Origin of the sequence: Hyphomonas jannaschiana VP2 (assembly GCF_000685215.1) — a bacterium.
GTDB lineage: Bacteria > Pseudomonadota > Alphaproteobacteria > Caulobacterales > Hyphomonadaceae > Hyphomonas > Hyphomonas jannaschiana.
Map to the genome: position 1 here is coordinate 16,954 of NZ_ARYJ01000003.1, position 14,638 is coordinate 31,591.

The 14,638-nt window shown below is 63.3% G+C and carries 15 protein-coding genes and 1 pseudogene; 11 read left to right on the plus strand and 5 right to left on the minus strand.

Annotated elements, in window-relative coordinates:
* Window positions 1-57 precede the first annotated feature (57 nt).
* On the minus strand, window positions 58-198 hold the full coding sequence (locus HJA_RS18510) for a hypothetical protein (protein ID WP_155839868.1): 141 nt from the start codon (window positions 196-198) through the stop codon (window positions 58-60).
* Between the two features lie 143 nt (window positions 199-341).
* Here HJA_RS18510 and HJA_RS04835 point away from each other — a divergent pair, with 143 nt between their 5' ends.
* The 3 genes from HJA_RS04835 (at window position 342) to HJA_RS04845 (ending at window position 1,789) form a co-directional block, all read left to right on the plus strand.
* Window positions 342-653, plus strand: a complete 312-nt coding sequence (locus HJA_RS04835) for an ElaB/YgaM/YqjD family protein (protein ID WP_035579071.1) — start codon at window positions 342-344, stop codon at window positions 651-653.
* Between the two features lie 2 nt (window positions 654-655).
* Window positions 656-1,054 (plus strand): hypothetical protein, encoded by a 399-nt coding sequence (locus HJA_RS04840; protein ID WP_051597382.1) that lies wholly within the window; start codon window positions 656-658, stop codon window positions 1,052-1,054.
* 84 nt (window positions 1,055-1,138) lie between these two features.
* Complete coding sequence (locus HJA_RS04845; protein WP_155839869.1) at window positions 1,139-1,789, plus strand: hypothetical protein; 651 nt, start codon at window positions 1,139-1,141, stop codon at window positions 1,787-1,789.
* Here the strand turns inward: HJA_RS04845 and HJA_RS04850 are convergent, their stop codons facing one another.
* Window positions 1,790-2,812, minus strand: coding sequence for a phytase (locus HJA_RS04850; RefSeq protein WP_035579075.1), 1,023 nt, complete (start codon window positions 2,810-2,812; stop codon window positions 1,790-1,792).
* A gap of 87 nt (window positions 2,813-2,899) precedes the next feature.
* On the minus strand, window positions 2,900-5,698 hold the full coding sequence (locus tag HJA_RS04855) for a TonB-dependent receptor (RefSeq protein ID WP_035579077.1): 2,799 nt from the start codon (window positions 5,696-5,698) through the stop codon (window positions 2,900-2,902).
* Between the two features lie 286 nt (window positions 5,699-5,984).
* Between HJA_RS04855 and HJA_RS04860 the strand changes: the two genes are divergently transcribed.
* The 5 genes and pseudogenes from HJA_RS04860 (at window position 5,985) to HJA_RS04875 (ending at window position 11,143) form a co-directional block, all read left to right on the plus strand.
* Window positions 5,985-6,335, plus strand: a complete 351-nt coding sequence (locus HJA_RS04860) for an ArsR/SmtB family transcription factor (protein ID WP_081814539.1) — start codon at window positions 5,985-5,987, stop codon at window positions 6,333-6,335.
* An 11-nt stretch (window positions 6,336-6,346) separates the two neighbouring features.
* Window positions 6,347-7,213: an MBL fold metallo-hydrolase gene (locus HJA_RS04865; protein WP_035579079.1), complete on the plus strand. Its 867-nt coding sequence runs from the start codon at window positions 6,347-6,349 to the stop codon at window positions 7,211-7,213.
* Between the two features lie 27 nt (window positions 7,214-7,240).
* The gene (locus tag HJA_RS04870) at window positions 7,241-9,046 is read left to right on the plus strand and encodes a SulP family inorganic anion transporter (protein ID WP_035579081.1); all 1,806 of its coding nucleotides are present in this window, start codon (window positions 7,241-7,243) and stop codon (window positions 9,044-9,046) included.
* 476 nt (window positions 9,047-9,522) lie between these two features.
* Window positions 9,523-9,657 (plus strand): annotated as a pseudogene (locus HJA_RS18860) (helix-turn-helix domain-containing protein); the annotation flags it as partial.
* A gap of 145 nt (window positions 9,658-9,802) precedes the next feature.
* Entirely contained in the window at window positions 9,803-11,143 is a 1,341-nt protein-coding gene (locus tag HJA_RS04875) for a DNA-packaging protein (protein ID WP_241764295.1), read from the plus strand.
* A 125-nt stretch (window positions 11,144-11,268) separates the two neighbouring features.
* On the opposite strand, the gene HJA_RS04880 is transcribed toward HJA_RS04875, so the two are convergent.
* Both HJA_RS04880 and HJA_RS04885 read right to left on the minus strand, forming a co-directional pair.
* The gene (locus tag HJA_RS04880) at window positions 11,269-11,742 is read right to left on the minus strand and encodes a hypothetical protein (RefSeq protein ID WP_035579084.1); all 474 of its coding nucleotides are present in this window, start codon (window positions 11,740-11,742) and stop codon (window positions 11,269-11,271) included.
* The gene (locus HJA_RS04885; RefSeq protein WP_051597384.1) at window positions 11,739-12,623 is read right to left on the minus strand and encodes a ParA family protein; all 885 of its coding nucleotides are present in this window, start codon (window positions 12,621-12,623) and stop codon (window positions 11,739-11,741) included. Before HJA_RS04885 ends, HJA_RS04880 begins: the two co-directional genes overlap by 4 nt.
* Before the next feature lie 223 nt (window positions 12,624-12,846).
* Here HJA_RS04885 and HJA_RS04890 point away from each other — a divergent pair, with 223 nt between their 5' ends.
* The 3 genes from HJA_RS04890 to HJA_RS04900 are packed head-to-tail and all read left to right on the plus strand — an operon-like array spanning window position 12,847 to window position 14,598.
* On the plus strand, window positions 12,847-13,968 hold the full coding sequence (locus HJA_RS04890; RefSeq protein WP_035579087.1) for a phage portal protein: 1,122 nt from the start codon (window positions 12,847-12,849) through the stop codon (window positions 13,966-13,968).
* Complete coding sequence (locus HJA_RS04895; protein ID WP_035579088.1) at window positions 13,968-14,198, plus strand: hypothetical protein; 231 nt, start codon at window positions 13,968-13,970, stop codon at window positions 14,196-14,198. Before HJA_RS04890 ends, HJA_RS04895 begins: the two co-directional genes overlap by 1 nt.
* Window positions 14,191-14,598 (plus strand): HK97 family phage prohead protease, encoded by a 408-nt coding sequence (locus HJA_RS04900; protein ID WP_035579091.1) that lies wholly within the window; start codon window positions 14,191-14,193, stop codon window positions 14,596-14,598. The genes HJA_RS04895 and HJA_RS04900 overlap by 8 nt, the downstream gene beginning before the upstream one ends.
* Window positions 14,599-14,638 lie beyond the last annotated feature (40 nt).

The window sequence follows — 14,638 nt, forward strand, 5'->3', positions numbered from 1 at the left end:
GCAAACGCCCTCCCTGATTCAGGGAGGGCGTTTTGGTTTCAGGCGTCAGTGCCCGGTCTAGATGGCCTGTAGCAGCATGACCGCGCCAATGCCCAGAATGGCAATCAGCGTACCGGCGGTCAGAACCCAGACCAGACCCACACGTTCACCCTGGCGGGCTTCATTGGGCGTCAGGTCAGTATCTTGTTGCGTCTGCATGTTCGTCTCCTTTCACGTCATCAACGCGCCCAAAGGGCGCGAGTTCCAGTAAATCTGTAAACTGAGTAATTAAATTTGAGCCATCATGGAACTGTGTGGCGGTGTGTCCGTTGATCGTGCAGGAAAACGGAAAGGAACAAGACATGAGCACGGTTGCGAAAGAAAAACAGACGGCTGCCAACGATGCCGGCCTGCAGGATGATCTCAATGCGCTCAAGGAAGATATGGCGACCTTGCGCAAAGATCTGCAGTCGACATTTGGCAGCCTGAAGGGGCTCGCCGAGTCCAAAGCCAGCGATGGCGTCAGCAAAAGCAAGGAATTTGCAGCCGGTGCAGGTGAACAGATCAAGTCGGCTCGTATCGACCTTCAGTCCCAGATTCGCGAGAAGCCCATGGCGGCTGTCGGCATGGCCTTTGGCGCCGGTTTGCTGATTGCTCTGCTGGGACGGAAATAACCGTGGACCAAACCAAGCTCCGCCTCTTTGCAGCCACCGTCGGCGTCCTTCTCGGGCTCGGCGGTGTGCTGGCGCTGTTCGTTGCGTCGACAATCGCGCTTGCCGAGGTCATGGGGCTGGCGGCGGCAGCATTTACAGTCGCCGGCGTCGGCCTGCTGCTGGCAGCGGCGTGCCTGCTGTTCTGTCTTCAGCCTTTCCGGTCCATGGAGGACGAAGTGGATGAAGTTGAGGACGCCACTGCTGACGCCCTTGCGGACCTCCCCATCGACGCGCTCCGCAGCTTTGTTGAGCGCCGCCCGCTGACGACCACGGCGCTGGCCATGGTGCTCGGCTATTCGGTCGTGCGGGACCCGCAAACGGCTCAGCGTCACGCCGAGCGCTTCTTCATGTCCATGCTGTAGCGATACTGCAGGCCTGCTGCCTGATTACGGCGGCGGGTGAAGGGCAGGCGCGACATTTCCGGCGACGCACCCTACATAAAACGCATGCGCGTACCTCTCATGATCCTCTCAGCGCTTGGCGCCGGGCTTGTGGCCGGCCGCAAACTGCTGGGCAAGGAGATCAGCGGCCGGAAAAACAAGGCGATCGAGGCGGCCGCTCAGGAAGCGCGCCACCGGATCCGTGCCGACACGATGCTGTTTGTCTCACGCAGTTTCCGGCGGTTTGCCATCGCCACAGGCATCAAACTCCTGATCCTGCTGTGGCTCTGGGGGCTGCACCATTTCGCCGGTATGCCGCGGCCTGTCTTTGCAGCGATCACCGTGATCACGCTCGCGGTCTTCATGATCCGCGACCTCTGGATCAATTATCCGGCCATCAAGCTGACGCTCTCAGAGCTGCACCGCCATGGCTGGCACCCCAAACGCGCGCTGAGCGAGACGATCGCCGCCCGTGTCTTCGAGGAAGTGCTGCTGGAGGCGGGAAATCAGAAACAGACGCGCACAGGGGCCATCATGCTGATGCTGGCTGGTGAAGACCGCAGCCAGATGCACCACGACGTCGCCACAGCTGTTGCCGGTGTTGCCCGTGAGACGAGTTGGGACGACATCCGGCCCCACATCATTTCTGCTGTTCTGCGGATCGGGACGCTGGCCCTGATCTACAGCGCCAGCGTCTGGATCCTGGTGCACTACTGATCAGTCGAGATCGAGTGCTTCGGAGATCGCGGTCCAGTCGACCATCTTGAAGTTCTGATTGAACTCGGAGACCGGGTTGGCATCGTCCTGCACAACCAATAGTCCGCCAGGAAGGCCCGGCAGCGGCGCGGAGGTGATGTCGAGACCGTCCGTGTGGGTCACACCGCCAATGCCGGTGGCGTCATTGTCGACAATCGAGAACACGCCGCGCGGTGCGTAAGGCGGAGCGCGGTCATACACGACATAGCGGTCAGCCTCTTGTGCCGAGACCACCAGATAGCCCGACTGGGCATCGTCACCGAGCCACAGGCTCATGCCTTCGACATCCTCGACCAGTCCATTGGCCGCCGCAATCGTGTCCACAACGCGCGGGTCAGCCGTCTCGTCCTTGAGGTCCACGGCCCACACGCCGAACGCTTCCTCGCCGACGAACAGGCGCTCATTCGCGTCATCGAAGACGCAGCCTTCCAGTTTCGAGGGCAGTTTTACAACGCGGTCCAGAGAAGGCGTGAGCTTGTTCACCGTTTCCCAGGTGGCCGACCAGAGCTGGACCGTACCGTCCTTGTAGGTCACCGCGGCGCGATAGGTCTCACCGGTCAGGCCTGCACAGATGCCGTAGGGTTCTTCCTTGCCGGTCGGGGAGTTGCCGATGTGGGACACGGTCAGGGTTTGCGGATTGATGTCGAACCAGGAAATCACATTGTGCGAGTCATTGGAGGCGATGGCGATATTGCCGCGCAGGTCGACATTGTTGACCTGGCCGACGGGCAGTTCCTGAAGCTCGCCGCCATCGAGGGCGTAGACATAGACGCCCTCATCCTTGTTGGTGCCGAGGATCAGGGAGCTTGCCGGATCGGCCGTGTTGACCCAGATGGCCGGGTCGTCTGCAAGGTCGCCTTCGCCGTTCATCGGCGCGGTTTCGTTCATGGGGACGACGGCGGCGATCTCGCCGGTATAGGGCGGCGGAGTGGTGGCGCAGGCTGCAAGCGGCAACAGGGCGGCGATCAAGTAGGTGGATTTCATTGAATAATATCCTGATCTTGTGTGACCGGGCCGGAATCCGCATGGCGAATCCCGGCCCCCTTGAGTCTGATTATTAGCGGAGGCGGATTAGTATGTCAGCCGCACGCCGAACACGCCGGTCCAGCCGAACTCGTCATACTGCGACAGGCGGCGCTCGCTGCCATGGTAGTAGTATTCCGGTTCGTCGGTCAGGTTCTTGCCTTCGATATAGACCTGGACATGGTCGTTGATCTCATACTTGGCAGAGGCTTCAACAGACAGGTGGCCGTCCGTGTAACGGTCGATATTCTCGCCAAAGAGTTCATCCAGATAGTCGCCGCGATAGTTCGCCGACACACGCAGGTCCCAGGGGCCCTTGTCGTAGGCGAGGGCGACGTTCCACACGACATCGTTCTGTTTCAGCAGCGGCACTTCGCGGGTGCCGCGCGGGTCATCCTCGTCCGGGATCCGGGCCTGGGACTCGACCAGGGTCAGGTTGCCCGAGAGCAGGAAACCGTCGAGGCTTTTATTGATGAAGCCAAGGCCCTGAACATAGTTGAATTCCACGCCGCGGACATAGGACCGGTCGACATTGATATAGGTCGAGACTTCTTCGAGGTTCGCCACATAGGACGCTGGCAGGAAGGAAAGGTCGACCTCAGCCGGAAGCTGGCTGATGTCATACGTCGCCGGGAAGATCGCATTGTCGATCGACTTGTAGAAGACGCCCGCCGAGAGAACGGCCAGCTTCGTCGGATAGTACTCAATCGACAGATCGTAGTTGTCGGCTTCGTAGGGCTTCAGGTTCGGGTTGCCCATCTCCAGCTCGTCGCGGTCATCATTGAACAGGGCAATCGGGGCCATGTCGCCAAAGGCAGGACGTACGACCGCGCCATAGTAAGCGGCGCGGGCAAACAGATTGTCCGAAAGCGAGTACTTCAGGTTCACGCTCGGCAGGATGTGCTGGTAGTCGTCCGAATAATTGCGCGTCAGCACATTGCTCGGGTCATCTTCTTCCGCGAAGATGTAGCCGGTGGAGTCGACGCTGGTGCCTTCGAAACGCAGACCGGCCACAACCGTGACATTGTCGATCTCGAACGTCCCCATGCCGTAAAGCGCCAGGATCTGTTCGTCGATTGTGTAGTCGCCGGCGATGGTTTCGACATTTGTGTCGTCTTCGTTCAGGTCGTCGGCCGTGACGACCGAGCGCAGGCCATAGGTCAGCCCGGCATCCGGCCAATTGAACATCGGGTTGTTCATCCGCCAGCCGGAAATTGCGGCGTTCGGGCGGATATAGTCGGTCATCAGAACATCGTCGATTTCATACACGTCGAGGTTCTGGTCCCGGACTTTTTCACGGTCGCGCAGTTTTACGCCGCCTTTCCAGGTGACTGGAATGTCGCCGATCACGCTGTCGCGGGAGATGTCCAGCTTGCCGGACCATTCGGTGTCTTCGTTCGTGGTGTATTCGCGCTCGAAGGCGTCCATTTCATACGACGACGGGTCGAGCAGGAAGTCGAAGCCAGGGCCCGACAGGCGCGGCTTTTTCGGGTCGGACAGATCGAACTGCAGGATGCCGTCGCCTTCCATGTCACCGGATCGGAACGTGACGTCGTGATTGTTGGAGTCGTCTTCTTCCGCATAGGCGTAGGAGACTTCATAGTCGAATTGCCATGCGCCGGCATAGGTCTGGCCGCCGAGCGCATAGGTCTGGATGTTGCGGACCTCTTCACGCTGGCGGACTTCAGCGTCCGCTTCAGCATAGTCGAACGCGAAGCCGTTATCGGTAACCGTCGGATCTTCTTCGTCGAGGCTGCGGAACTCAAATTTGTTGCGGACTTCGTCGTCGGTGTACTGGTTATAGAGCGTCCGCAGGTAAAGCTCGGTGTTTTCAGAGGCTTTGAAGTCGATGTTTGCGACCAGACCGATGCGCTCGCGGGTGAGGTCGTACCAGCGCATTTCGTAATCGTCGTCCGGGACGATTGCGCCGACGTCGTCGTTGAAGCCCCAGCCGCCGGTTTCGTTGTTGTGTGCCTGGATGCGGCGGTCCTGATAGTTGGCCGACACCGCGACGCCGAGGCGGTCGCCGAACGTGTTGGAATAGGTCAGCGTGGCTTTCGGCGAGACTTCTTCGGTGATCTCGTTATAGGCGCCTTCCAGCTTGGCGCGGACGAACTGGCCGTCGCGGTCGAAAGCGGAGATTGTTTTCATGTTGATGATGCCGCCCAGCGTGTCGGCGTCGACATCCGGTGTCAGCGATTTCTGGACTTCAATTCCGTCCAGCAGGTCGGACGGCACACCGTCCAGAAGCACGCCGCGGCGGTCTTCCGGGGACGGGGTCCGCACGCCGTTGATCGAGGAGGCGATCAGGTCGGTGTTGAGACCGCGGATCGAGACGTAGCGGCCTTCACCCTGGTCGTTTTCGATGGAGAGGCCCGGGACGCGGGAGAGCGAGTCGGCAACGGTTGTATCCGGGAAGTTGCCGAGACCGTCGGAGTCGATCACGGAGATGATCGCATTGGAGGCGCGCTGCTGGTTGATGGCGCCAGCCTGGGCGGCGGTGGAGCCGACCACGAGGACGTTGTCCATATAGCGGGTGTCGCTGCCGACCGTGAAGTTCACGGTAGCCGAGCCGGAGAGCGAGACATCGGAGGTGACTTTGTCCGCGCCGATATAGGACACGGACAGCGTGTAGTCGCCGGCCGGGATGTTGGTGAAACGGTAGTCACCATAGCGGTCGGAGGCGGCGGTGCGGCCGAGTTCCTCAATGGTGACGATGGCGCCCTGCAGCGGCGCTTCGCCGGATGCGTCGGTCACCTGACCGGTGATGATGTCGGCGGAAGCCACCTGGATAAGCCCGGCGGACGCAACCCCGAGCGCGAGTAGTGAACGATAAGATTTTGGCATGACAGACCCCTCTGTTCGGTGAACCGAGGCGGCCTTCCCACAGTTTCTTGACGGGCCTGTATCGGATTTGTCACCGTTGTGTGACGCGCTCTGGTTGCCGGGCATCGGGCGGCCCAAAAGTCGCTTTTGGCCCGCCTGTGCGTCTTTCCGGCAACAGGCCGGGCTCGGGGAGCCTGAAACCTGGATGCCGATTCAAGCCAGTGGATTTGACGCAGGGTTTCGCCTCTTGGAATCTGTTAGTTTACACTTATGTAAAGTGTAAAGTGAGACCAGAGAGATCAGGAAAATGATCAGGGACAGTGAGAACATGGAGCCGCTGGTGGCCGAAGCGACCAGCCTGCTCAAATCCCTCAGCCATCCGGACCGGCTGATGATCTGCTGCCAGTTGCGCGGCGGGGAAATGGCGGTTTCGGAGCTGGAGGCTGACCTCGGCATTCCGCAGCCGCGCCTGTCGCGGGAACTCGCCAAGCTGCGCGAGGAGGGCGTGCTGACGGCGCGCCGGGATGCGCGGCAGGTTTTCTACACACTTTCAGACACGCGCGCGCATTCCATGGTGGATGCCATTTGCTCGGTCATGCTGGGCAAGCAGGCCGATCCGGATGTGCGCATGACCCAGACAGCCAAAGCCAGAAATTAAGGAGCCCCGTGATGACCAATCCTGTTGTGACAGCTTTCTTCGACGAACCCACTTTCACGGTCAGCTATGTCGTGACCGACCCGGAGACGAAGGTCTGCGCCGTGGTCGATTCCGTGCTGGATTTCGATCCGGCGTCCGGCCGAACAAACACCGAGTCCGCCGACGAGATCATTGACTTCATTCAGAAAAATGACCTGAAAGTCGAGTGGATCCTGGAGACCCACGTCCATGCCGACCACCTCTCGGCGGCGCCATACCTGCAGGAAAAGCTGGGCGGCAAGATCGCCATCGGTGCCGAGATCCGCACCGTGCAGGACACGTTCGGCAAGATCTTCAATGAAGGCACGAGGTTCCAGCGCGACGGCAGCCAGTTCGACAAGCTGATGGTGGACGGCGACACGTTCCGTATCGGGAATATCGAAGCCCACGCCCTGCACACGCCCGGCCACACCCCGGCCTGCATGACTTATGTCGTCGGCGATGCGGCTTTCGTTGGCGATACCATGTTCATGCCGGACTATGGCACGGCCCGGGCAGACTTTCCCGGCGGAGACGCCCGGACGCTCTACCGTTCGATCAAGAAAGTCCTCAGCCTGCCGCCTGAAACCCGCCTGTTCATGTGTCATGACTACAAGGCGCCGGGCCGGGACGAGTACAAGTGGGAAACCACGGTCGCGGAGGAGCGCGCGCACAATGTCCACGTCCATGACGGGGTGACCGAGGACGAGTTCGTCGCCATGCGCGAGGCGCGGGACGCGACGCTGGACATGCCGCGGCTGATCCTGCCCTCGATCCAGATCAATATGCGCGCCGGCCAGATGCCGGAGCCGGACGACAATGGCACCAGCTATCTGAAAATTCCGCTGAACGCTCTATAGTGCCTGAAAAAGCCGGGGGCTGAACGCGTGAGACTGTCCGATCATCTGCCCATTCTGCAATGGGGCCGCACCTATAATGGCGGCACGTTCGCCAATGACATGGTGGCGGCGGTGATCGTGACGGTGATGCTGATCCCGCAATCGCTGGCCTATGCGATGCTGGCAGGCCTGCCGCCGCAGGTGGGGCTTTACGCCTCCATCCTGCCGCTCATCGTCTATGCCATTTTCGGCACCAGCCGGACGATGGCGGTCGGCCCGGTGGCGATCCTGTCTCTGATGACGGCGGTCGCGGCGGGGAAGGTGGCGGAGCAGGGCACGCCGGAATACCTGACTGCCGCGATCATCCTCGCTATCATTTCCGGCCTGATGCTGGTGGTGATGGGCATTTTCCGGCTGGGCTTCCTCGCCAATTTCCTGAGCCACCCGGTCGTCTCCGGCTTTGTCACCGCGACCGGTATCCTGATTGCCGTCAGCCAGCTGAAATACCTGCTGGGTGTGCAGGCGAGCGGTCACAACATCATCGAGACACTGGCCAGCATCATCAGCCATCTCGGTGATGTGAACTGGTACACCGTCGCCGTCGGTGCCCCGGCGGTGGCCTTCCTGTTCTGGGCACGCAAAGGCCTGAAGCCGCTGCTTCTGGCACTGGGCCTCAAAGAGAATATCGCGGGCACGCTGGCCCGGTCCGGGCCGGTTCTGGCCGTGGCGCTGGGCGGTGTGGCCGTCGTGGCCTTCGGGCTGGAAGCCAAGGGCGTGCAGATTGTCGGCGACATTCCGAAAGGCCTGCCGGGCCTGACGGTGCCGCAGTTCGACCCCGGCCTGTGGCAGTCGCTGCTCGGCTCCTCCGCCCTGATCGCGATGATCAGCTTTATCGAATCCGTCTCCATGGCGCAGACGCTGGCCGCCCGCCGCCGCCAGCGGATTGACCCGGACCAGGAACTGGTCGCGCTCGGCGCCTCCAGCCTCGCAGCGGGCTTCTCCGGCGGCTATCCGGTGACCGGCGGCTTTGCCCGCTCTGCCGTGAATTTCGACGCAGGCGCCGAGACGCCCGCCGCTGGCGCTTTCACCGCGGTCGGCATCGCGCTTGCCGCGCTGTTCCTGACGCCGCTGCTCTACAACCTGCCGCAAGCCGTGCTGGCCGCGACGGTGATCGTCGCCGTCCTCGGCCTCGTGGACCTGAAGAAACTCGCCCACACGCTCAGCTATTCGAAGCGGGACTTTGCCGCCATGCTGGGCACGATCCTCGTCACGCTGCTGGCGGGCGTGGAACTGGGAGTCACCACCGGCATCATCGTCTCCATCGGCCTGCACCTCTATGTCACCTCCAAGCCGCACTTCGCGATTGTGGGGCAGGTGCCGGGCACCCACCATTTCCGCAATGTGAACCGCCATGCGGTTGTGATCCCGAAGCACATCGTCACGATACGGATTGACGAGAGCCTCTATTTTGCCAATGCGCGCTTCCTTGAGGATACGGTCTATTGCGTCCTCGGGAACCGGCCGGATGTCGAGCATATCGTGCTGATGTGCCCGGCGGTGAACCATATCGACGTCAGCGGCCTGGAAAGCCTGGAAGCCATCAACCGGCGCCTGAAGGATGCGGGCGTGACGCTGCATCTCAGCGAAGTGAAAGGGCCGGTGATGGACCGGCTGAAACGCACGCATTTCCTCGAGGAACTGACGGGCAATGTGTACCTGAACCAGTTCGATGCCATCGTGGATCTCGACTATGATTGTGCAAAATCCGCCATCGAGAAGACAGGCGACGTAACCGACCCGGCCTCCGACCCATGCCCCTCGCAATGCATCGCGGGCGTCAGGGAGATGAGCTGAGGGCGAGAGCCCGCGCGCGTGCTTCGAGCCCTGCGCTTACGCTTGGGCCTTCTCGGGGAAATCGCGGTGCGATTTCTGATCCTCGGCAGCCCTCACCTCGTGCGCCTTTCAGGCGCCCCTCACCGACCCGCTTTGCGGGCCACCTCTCCCAGAGGGAGAGGGGTGCGTCGCGGAGCACGGATAATCCCTCTCCCTCTGGGAGAGGAGGGGCCCGCGCCCAAAGGGCGTGGGAGGTGAGGGGCTTGGTGAGAGGAAAAAGAGCGCTCTCTCCCCCTGTCATCCCGGAATTTGCGGAGCAAATATCCGGGACCCAGCTTGAGACATCGCCCACAAATACTGGGTCCCGGATAGACGCTGCGCGTCTTCCGGGATGACAGCGTAACTCTTCCAATTCACCCCATACGCACTTGCATCACACTCCCCGCATGGCGAAGCGAACACAAAGACGAGACATCACCGAGCGGGACGGGCGGGCGATGCGGCTGCTGTATCTCAGCGGGCGCAGCGTGGCAGAGATCGCGCGGCAGCTCGGCCGCGATGCGGCGGTCATTTCCCGTTACATGAAACGGCACGACCTGAAGCGGCCCGAGGCGCCGCTGGAGCGCCAGACGCTGGCGCTGGAATACGCATCTGATCTGCAGATCGATGCGCTGGTGAGCGCTCAGGGAACGGATGAGATCAATGCCGCAGCGGCCATGATCGTGCGCACCGCAGGGGAGGTGCGCCGGATGCATGAGGCAAGAGGGGAGCAAGCCAATGCGAATGCAGAAGCCGCAAGGGAGCGGAGGGAGCACCTCGACAGACTATTCGGATCTCTGGACTCAGGGATCGAGACAAAAAGTGCAGGACTGGGTGGCCGCTGGGGCGACAGGCCAGCTGAAGCTGAGGGAAATGGTGGAGTATTTTCCCTTCCTGCTGACTTGCCGGGACGCGCAGGTGAACCCGCCGGGAAACTGGCGCACCTGGCTGTTCCAGGGCGGACGCGGGGCAGGCAAGACGCGGGCCGGGGCCGAATGGGTGCGCTGGCGGGCGATCAGCGGCGCAGGGCGGATCGCGCTGGTCGCACCGACGCTGCACGATGCGCGCGAAGTGATGATCCATGGCGAAAGCGGCCTGATAAATGTGGAGCCGGAAACCCGCTGGCGCCCGGTTTATCATGCTTCCCGCCGGATGCTGGAGTTTGTGAACGGGGCCCGGGCCTACGTCTTCTCGGCGGAAGATCCGGACAGTTTGCGCGGGCCGCAATTCGACGCCGCCTGGTGCGACGAAGCCGCGGCTTGGCGCTATGGGCAGGCGACATGGGACATGCTGCAGATGGGCCTGCGCCTTGGGACAGATCCACGCGCGCTGGTCACGACGACGCCCCGGCCCACGGCGCTGATGCGGCGGCTGCATGCGGCGCCGGATACGGTGGTGACGCTGAGCACGACGCGGGAGAATGCAGGCAATCTCGCCCCCGGCTTCCTGAGAGCGATGGAGGCGGCCTATGGCGGAACACGCCTCGGGCGGCAGGAACTGGAAGGGCGGATGGTGGAGGACCCGGAAGGCGCGCTGTTCCTCCGTTCCCGGATCGATGAGGCGCGGATCAGTATTGTGCCGGCGCTCTGGGATGTGGTCGTGGCGGTCGATCCGCCCGCAACCAGCGGCGAGACGGCAGACGCCTGCGGCATCGTCGCGGCAGGCCGGGCGGGGAATGATGCCTATGTGCTGGGCGACGCTTCCGCGCGGGGGTTGCGCCCGCTGGACTGGGCCGGGCGGGCGGTGGCGCTGGTGCGCCGGACGGGCGCGCGGGAAGTCATTGCGGAAGCAAACCAGGGCGGCGAAATGGTGCGGCAGGTGCTGGAGACGGCCGGGTGCCCCGTGCCGGTGCGGCTGGTCAATGCGCGCCTGTCGAAGCGGGCAAGGGCGCTTCCCGTGGCGACGCTCTACGAGCAGGGCCGCGTGCACCATGCCGGGCAGCTGGGGGAGCTGGAGGACGAGATGTGCACCTTCGGCGCAGACGGCTTCACCGGCTCACCCGACCGCGTGGACGCGCTCGTCTGGGCCGTCTGGGCATTGATGATGGACGAGGCCGTGCTCGGCGTGCGGCAGTTGTGAACCTGTGCCTCCCTTCTCCTCGGGGAGAAGGGCGGGGGATGAGGGGTAAAGGCGTTGCGGCGATGTGTGGATGTGCGGAAGCTTTGCTGCCCCTCACCCCAACCCCTCTCCCCAGGGAGAGGGGCTTAACCGCCGGTGCGGAAGCTCTTGCGGCCGAAATAGGAACCGGAAGACGCGGGCTTTGCCGGGGCTTCGGGTTCGGCTGGTGTTTCAGCTTCAGTTTCCGCGGGCGTCTCGGGCGCCGTCTCAGCCGGGGCTGGCGCGGCCTCCGGCGTCTTGCCGTCCATCAGATCGCGGATCCAGGCGCAGGCGGCGCCGGCGGTGGAGACTTCGATGTCCGGCACGCTCTTGTCGAGGCGGCGGGCGAGCAGGCGGGCCTGATGCGCCGTCAGCGATTTCAGCTGCGCCTCGAAAATGTCCTTGCCGACGGCGTCGCGCAGGGCGCGCATGACGTCGACCGTCTGCCCGGCGGAGATCATCAGCTTCTTGGTGAGCAGGCCTGCGGCGGCGGCGTATTCCTTTTCGCCCAGCGCGCTGAACGCCATGGCGAGGAGGGATTTCAGCGCCTCGGCGCCGGCCTTGTGTGCGTCGCCGGTCATGCCAGGGCCGCTTTCACTTCGGCCAGCAGATCCTTGATCACGGGCAGGGCGCCATCGGCCCATTTTGCCTCGATCGTCGGCTCGGGGCCGAGCTCGATCGGGTTGGTGGCAAAGCCCGTTTTCATCGGGATGATGGTCTTGAACATGTCGAACTCGGCTTCCTGCGCGGCGGCCGCTTCGCGCATGGCGTTGAGGACGACCTGTTGGTGGGAAGAATTGTCATACCGGGTCGCCAGCACCATGGGGAGTCTCTTCACGTCGCGGTCGCGCAGGCCTTCCATCACGTCGCCGGTGAAGAGGTCGAGGCCCAGCGTGGACATGAAGTCCGGAATGGTGGGCACGATCACGAGGTGGCTGGCGGCCAGTACGGATTCGGTCATGGTCGAGATGCCGGGCGGGCAGTCGCACAGGATGACGTCGTATTTGGCTTTCAGCAGGTTGAAGTCGTCGCGCAGGCGCCGGCCGACCTGGTTTTCCAGGGCCTGCATGGAATAGCCCTGCTCGGTGAGATGGTAGATCAGCTCTTTCTCGGTCTTGCGCAGGCGCGGGCTGGACGGGATCAGGTCCAGCGGCAGCGGCTTGCCGCCCGAGGTCACGTCCGAGGCGTCGGTGACGATGAATTCCGACAGGCGCTTCTGCTCGTTCGCCTCGAAATTCTCAAGCAGCCAGTCGGAGATGGTGGCGTAGTCATTGATCGCCTGGAACAGGTGTTCGTCGCCCTCATGGCCGAAGACGAGCAGGGACGCGTTGGCCTGCGTATCGAGATCGACCACGAGCACGCGGCGGCCTTCTGCGGCAAAGGCTTCCGCGAGGCTGACCGTCGTGGTCGTCTTGCCGACGCCGCCCTTGGAATTGGCAATAGAAATGACGCGCGCTGACATGGCTGCAGCTCCTCAACCCCTTGAACCGGAAGCCTGAGAGAAAGCAGATTTGCGCCCCGGTGGCTACGCCCGAACGCTGCTGTTTTGTGGGACAATTCAGCGCCTCTCCCACAGGGTTTATCAAGAAGTGCTTTGTAAAAATTGAAGTATCTGGAATCCAATCCTCCGGAGGCGCCTGCATCTTAACTTACCGTCATCAGATGACGGAGGCGATTGCGGCGGCATGGCGTGGAACTGGAGACCCGGAAAAAACAGGCATGAGTCGAAATCGGCTCCACCGCTGGTAGCCCTGACGGGGCCGGGTGGTCCGAACTGGGGCGCGCGGGACGGTTCGGCCCTGACGCGGGACGGCTATCTGCGCAACGCCGTCGCCTATCGCTGCATCCGCATGGTGGCTGAAGCCGCCGCCTCCGTGCCGCTGGTGACGGCGCACGAAGCCGCCGCCCGCCTGATCCGCAAACCCGCGCCGGACATGGTTGGCCCGGCCTTCCTCGAAGGCGTCTACACCCAGCTGCAGCTGCACGGGAACGCCTTCATCGAGGCGGTGACCTTGCCAGATAAAGGGGCTGGCGAGGAAGACGGCATCGACGCGCTCTATCCGCTGCAGCCGGGCCGCGTGCGCCCCATCACCGATGGCCGCGGCTGGGCCGAGCGCTGGGCGGTGCGCGAACGGCGCGGGGAACGCATGCTGCCGCGCGAGGCGGTGTTGCATCTCAAACTGTTCCACCCGCAGGACGACATTCTCGGCCTGCCGGCGCTGGCCCCGGCCCGCCGCGCGCTGGACCTTCACAATGCCTCCGCCGACTGGGCGAAGAGCCTGATCGACAATTCGGCGAAGCCCTCCGGCGCGCTGATCTGGTCCGGTCATGGCCGCATGCCGCCCGAACAGTTCGACCGGCTGAAGCAGGATCTCGACGCGCTCTATTCCGGCGCGGCCAATGCCGGGCGGCCTTTGCTGCTGGAAGGCGGGCTCGACTGGCGGCCCATGTCGCTGTCGCCCGCGGACATGGATTTCCTGGAGGCCCGCAACAGCGCCGCGCGGGAGATTGCGCTGGCGCTCGGCGTGCCGCCGCAACTGCTCGGCATTCCGGGGGACAATACGTATACGAACTACAAGGAAGCCAATCTTGCCTTCTGGCGGATGACCGTGCTGCCGCTGGCCGAGAAGATGGCGGTCTCGCTGTCCGTCTGGCTGGACGAGCCGCTGGGCGGCGATGTGGAGGTACGCTGCGACCTCGACCGCGTGCCCGCGCTCTCTGCCGAACGCGAAACCCTGTGGGCGCGGCTGGAGGCGGCCTCCTTCGTGACGCCGGACGAGAAACGCAAACTGGCGGGGCTCGGCTGATGGAGATCGAGAAGAAAGTCACGGTCGGCCTGATCGTCGCGATCCTCGTGCAGACGGGCGGGGCGCTTGTCTGGGCAGGCTCTGCCGCAGAGCGCATCCGCGCCGTGGAGACCGAGCTGGACGACCGCAAGATGGTCTCCGAGCGCCTCGTGCGCGTTGAGGCCCAGCTGGAAGCTGTCAGTGGACAGCTCAACCGGATCGAGCGCCGCATGGAGGCGCGCGATGAGTGAGTTGTTGATCGAAGGCTATGCCGCCCTGTTCGGGATACCGGACCAGTCGGGAGACGTCGTGCGCGCGGGGGCGTTCGCGCACTCGCTCCGGTCCGGGGCCGCCCTGCCGATGTTGTTGCAGCATCGGCAGGGCGCGCTGGCCGGGCGCTGGACGCGGATCACCGAAGACGGGCGTGGCCTGTTCATGCGTGGGCTGATCGAAAAGCCGGGCGTGCAGCAGCTGGTGCGGGAGGGCCTCAGCGGTCTTTCCATCGGCTTCCGCCCGCGCCTGTGGAAGCCGCTGCCCGGCGGCGGGCGGGAACTGATCGAAGTGGATCTTGTGGAAGTGTCGCTGGTGCAGGCGCCGATGCAGGTCAGGGCGCGGTTTGGTGTGGTGGGGGCGGAGACACGCGCCGCCTGAGTGTCATCCCGGACGCTGCGAAGCAGCGATCCGGGACCCT

Excerpts from the sequence above, each read along its gene's own strand:
- HJA_RS18510 (WP_155839868.1), bottom strand. The coding sequence starts at position 198 with ATGCAGACGCAACAAGATACTGACCTGACGCCCAATGAAGCCCGCCAG.
- HJA_RS04835 (WP_035579071.1), top strand. The coding sequence starts at position 342 with ATGAGCACGGTTGCGAAAGAAAAACAGACGGCTGCCAACGATGCCGGC.
- HJA_RS04845 (WP_155839869.1), top strand. The coding sequence starts at position 1,139 with ATGCGCGTACCTCTCATGATCCTCTCAGCGCTTGGCGCCGGGCTTGTG.
- HJA_RS04850 (WP_035579075.1), bottom strand. The coding sequence starts at position 2,812 with ATGAAATCCACCTACTTGATCGCCGCCCTGTTGCCGCTTGCAGCCTGC.
- HJA_RS04855 (WP_035579077.1), bottom strand. The coding sequence starts at position 5,698 with ATGCCAAAATCTTATCGTTCACTACTCGCGCTCGGGGTTGCGTCCGCC.
- HJA_RS04860 (WP_081814539.1), top strand. The coding sequence starts at position 5,985 with ATGATCAGGGACAGTGAGAACATGGAGCCGCTGGTGGCCGAAGCGACC.
- HJA_RS04865 (WP_035579079.1), top strand. The coding sequence starts at position 6,347 with ATGACCAATCCTGTTGTGACAGCTTTCTTCGACGAACCCACTTTCACG.
- HJA_RS04875 (WP_241764295.1), top strand. The coding sequence starts at position 9,803 with ATGCGAATGCAGAAGCCGCAAGGGAGCGGAGGGAGCACCTCGACAGAC.
- HJA_RS04880 (WP_035579084.1), bottom strand. The coding sequence starts at position 11,742 with ATGACCGGCGACGCACACAAGGCCGGCGCCGAGGCGCTGAAATCCCTC.
- HJA_RS04885 (WP_051597384.1), bottom strand. The coding sequence starts at position 12,623 with ATGTCAGCGCGCGTCATTTCTATTGCCAATTCCAAGGGCGGCGTCGGC.
- HJA_RS04890 (WP_035579087.1), top strand. The coding sequence starts at position 12,847 with ATGGCGTGGAACTGGAGACCCGGAAAAAACAGGCATGAGTCGAAATCG.
- HJA_RS04895 (WP_035579088.1), top strand. The coding sequence starts at position 13,968 with ATGGAGATCGAGAAGAAAGTCACGGTCGGCCTGATCGTCGCGATCCTC.
- HJA_RS04900 (WP_035579091.1), top strand. The coding sequence starts at position 14,191 with ATGAGTGAGTTGTTGATCGAAGGCTATGCCGCCCTGTTCGGGATACCG.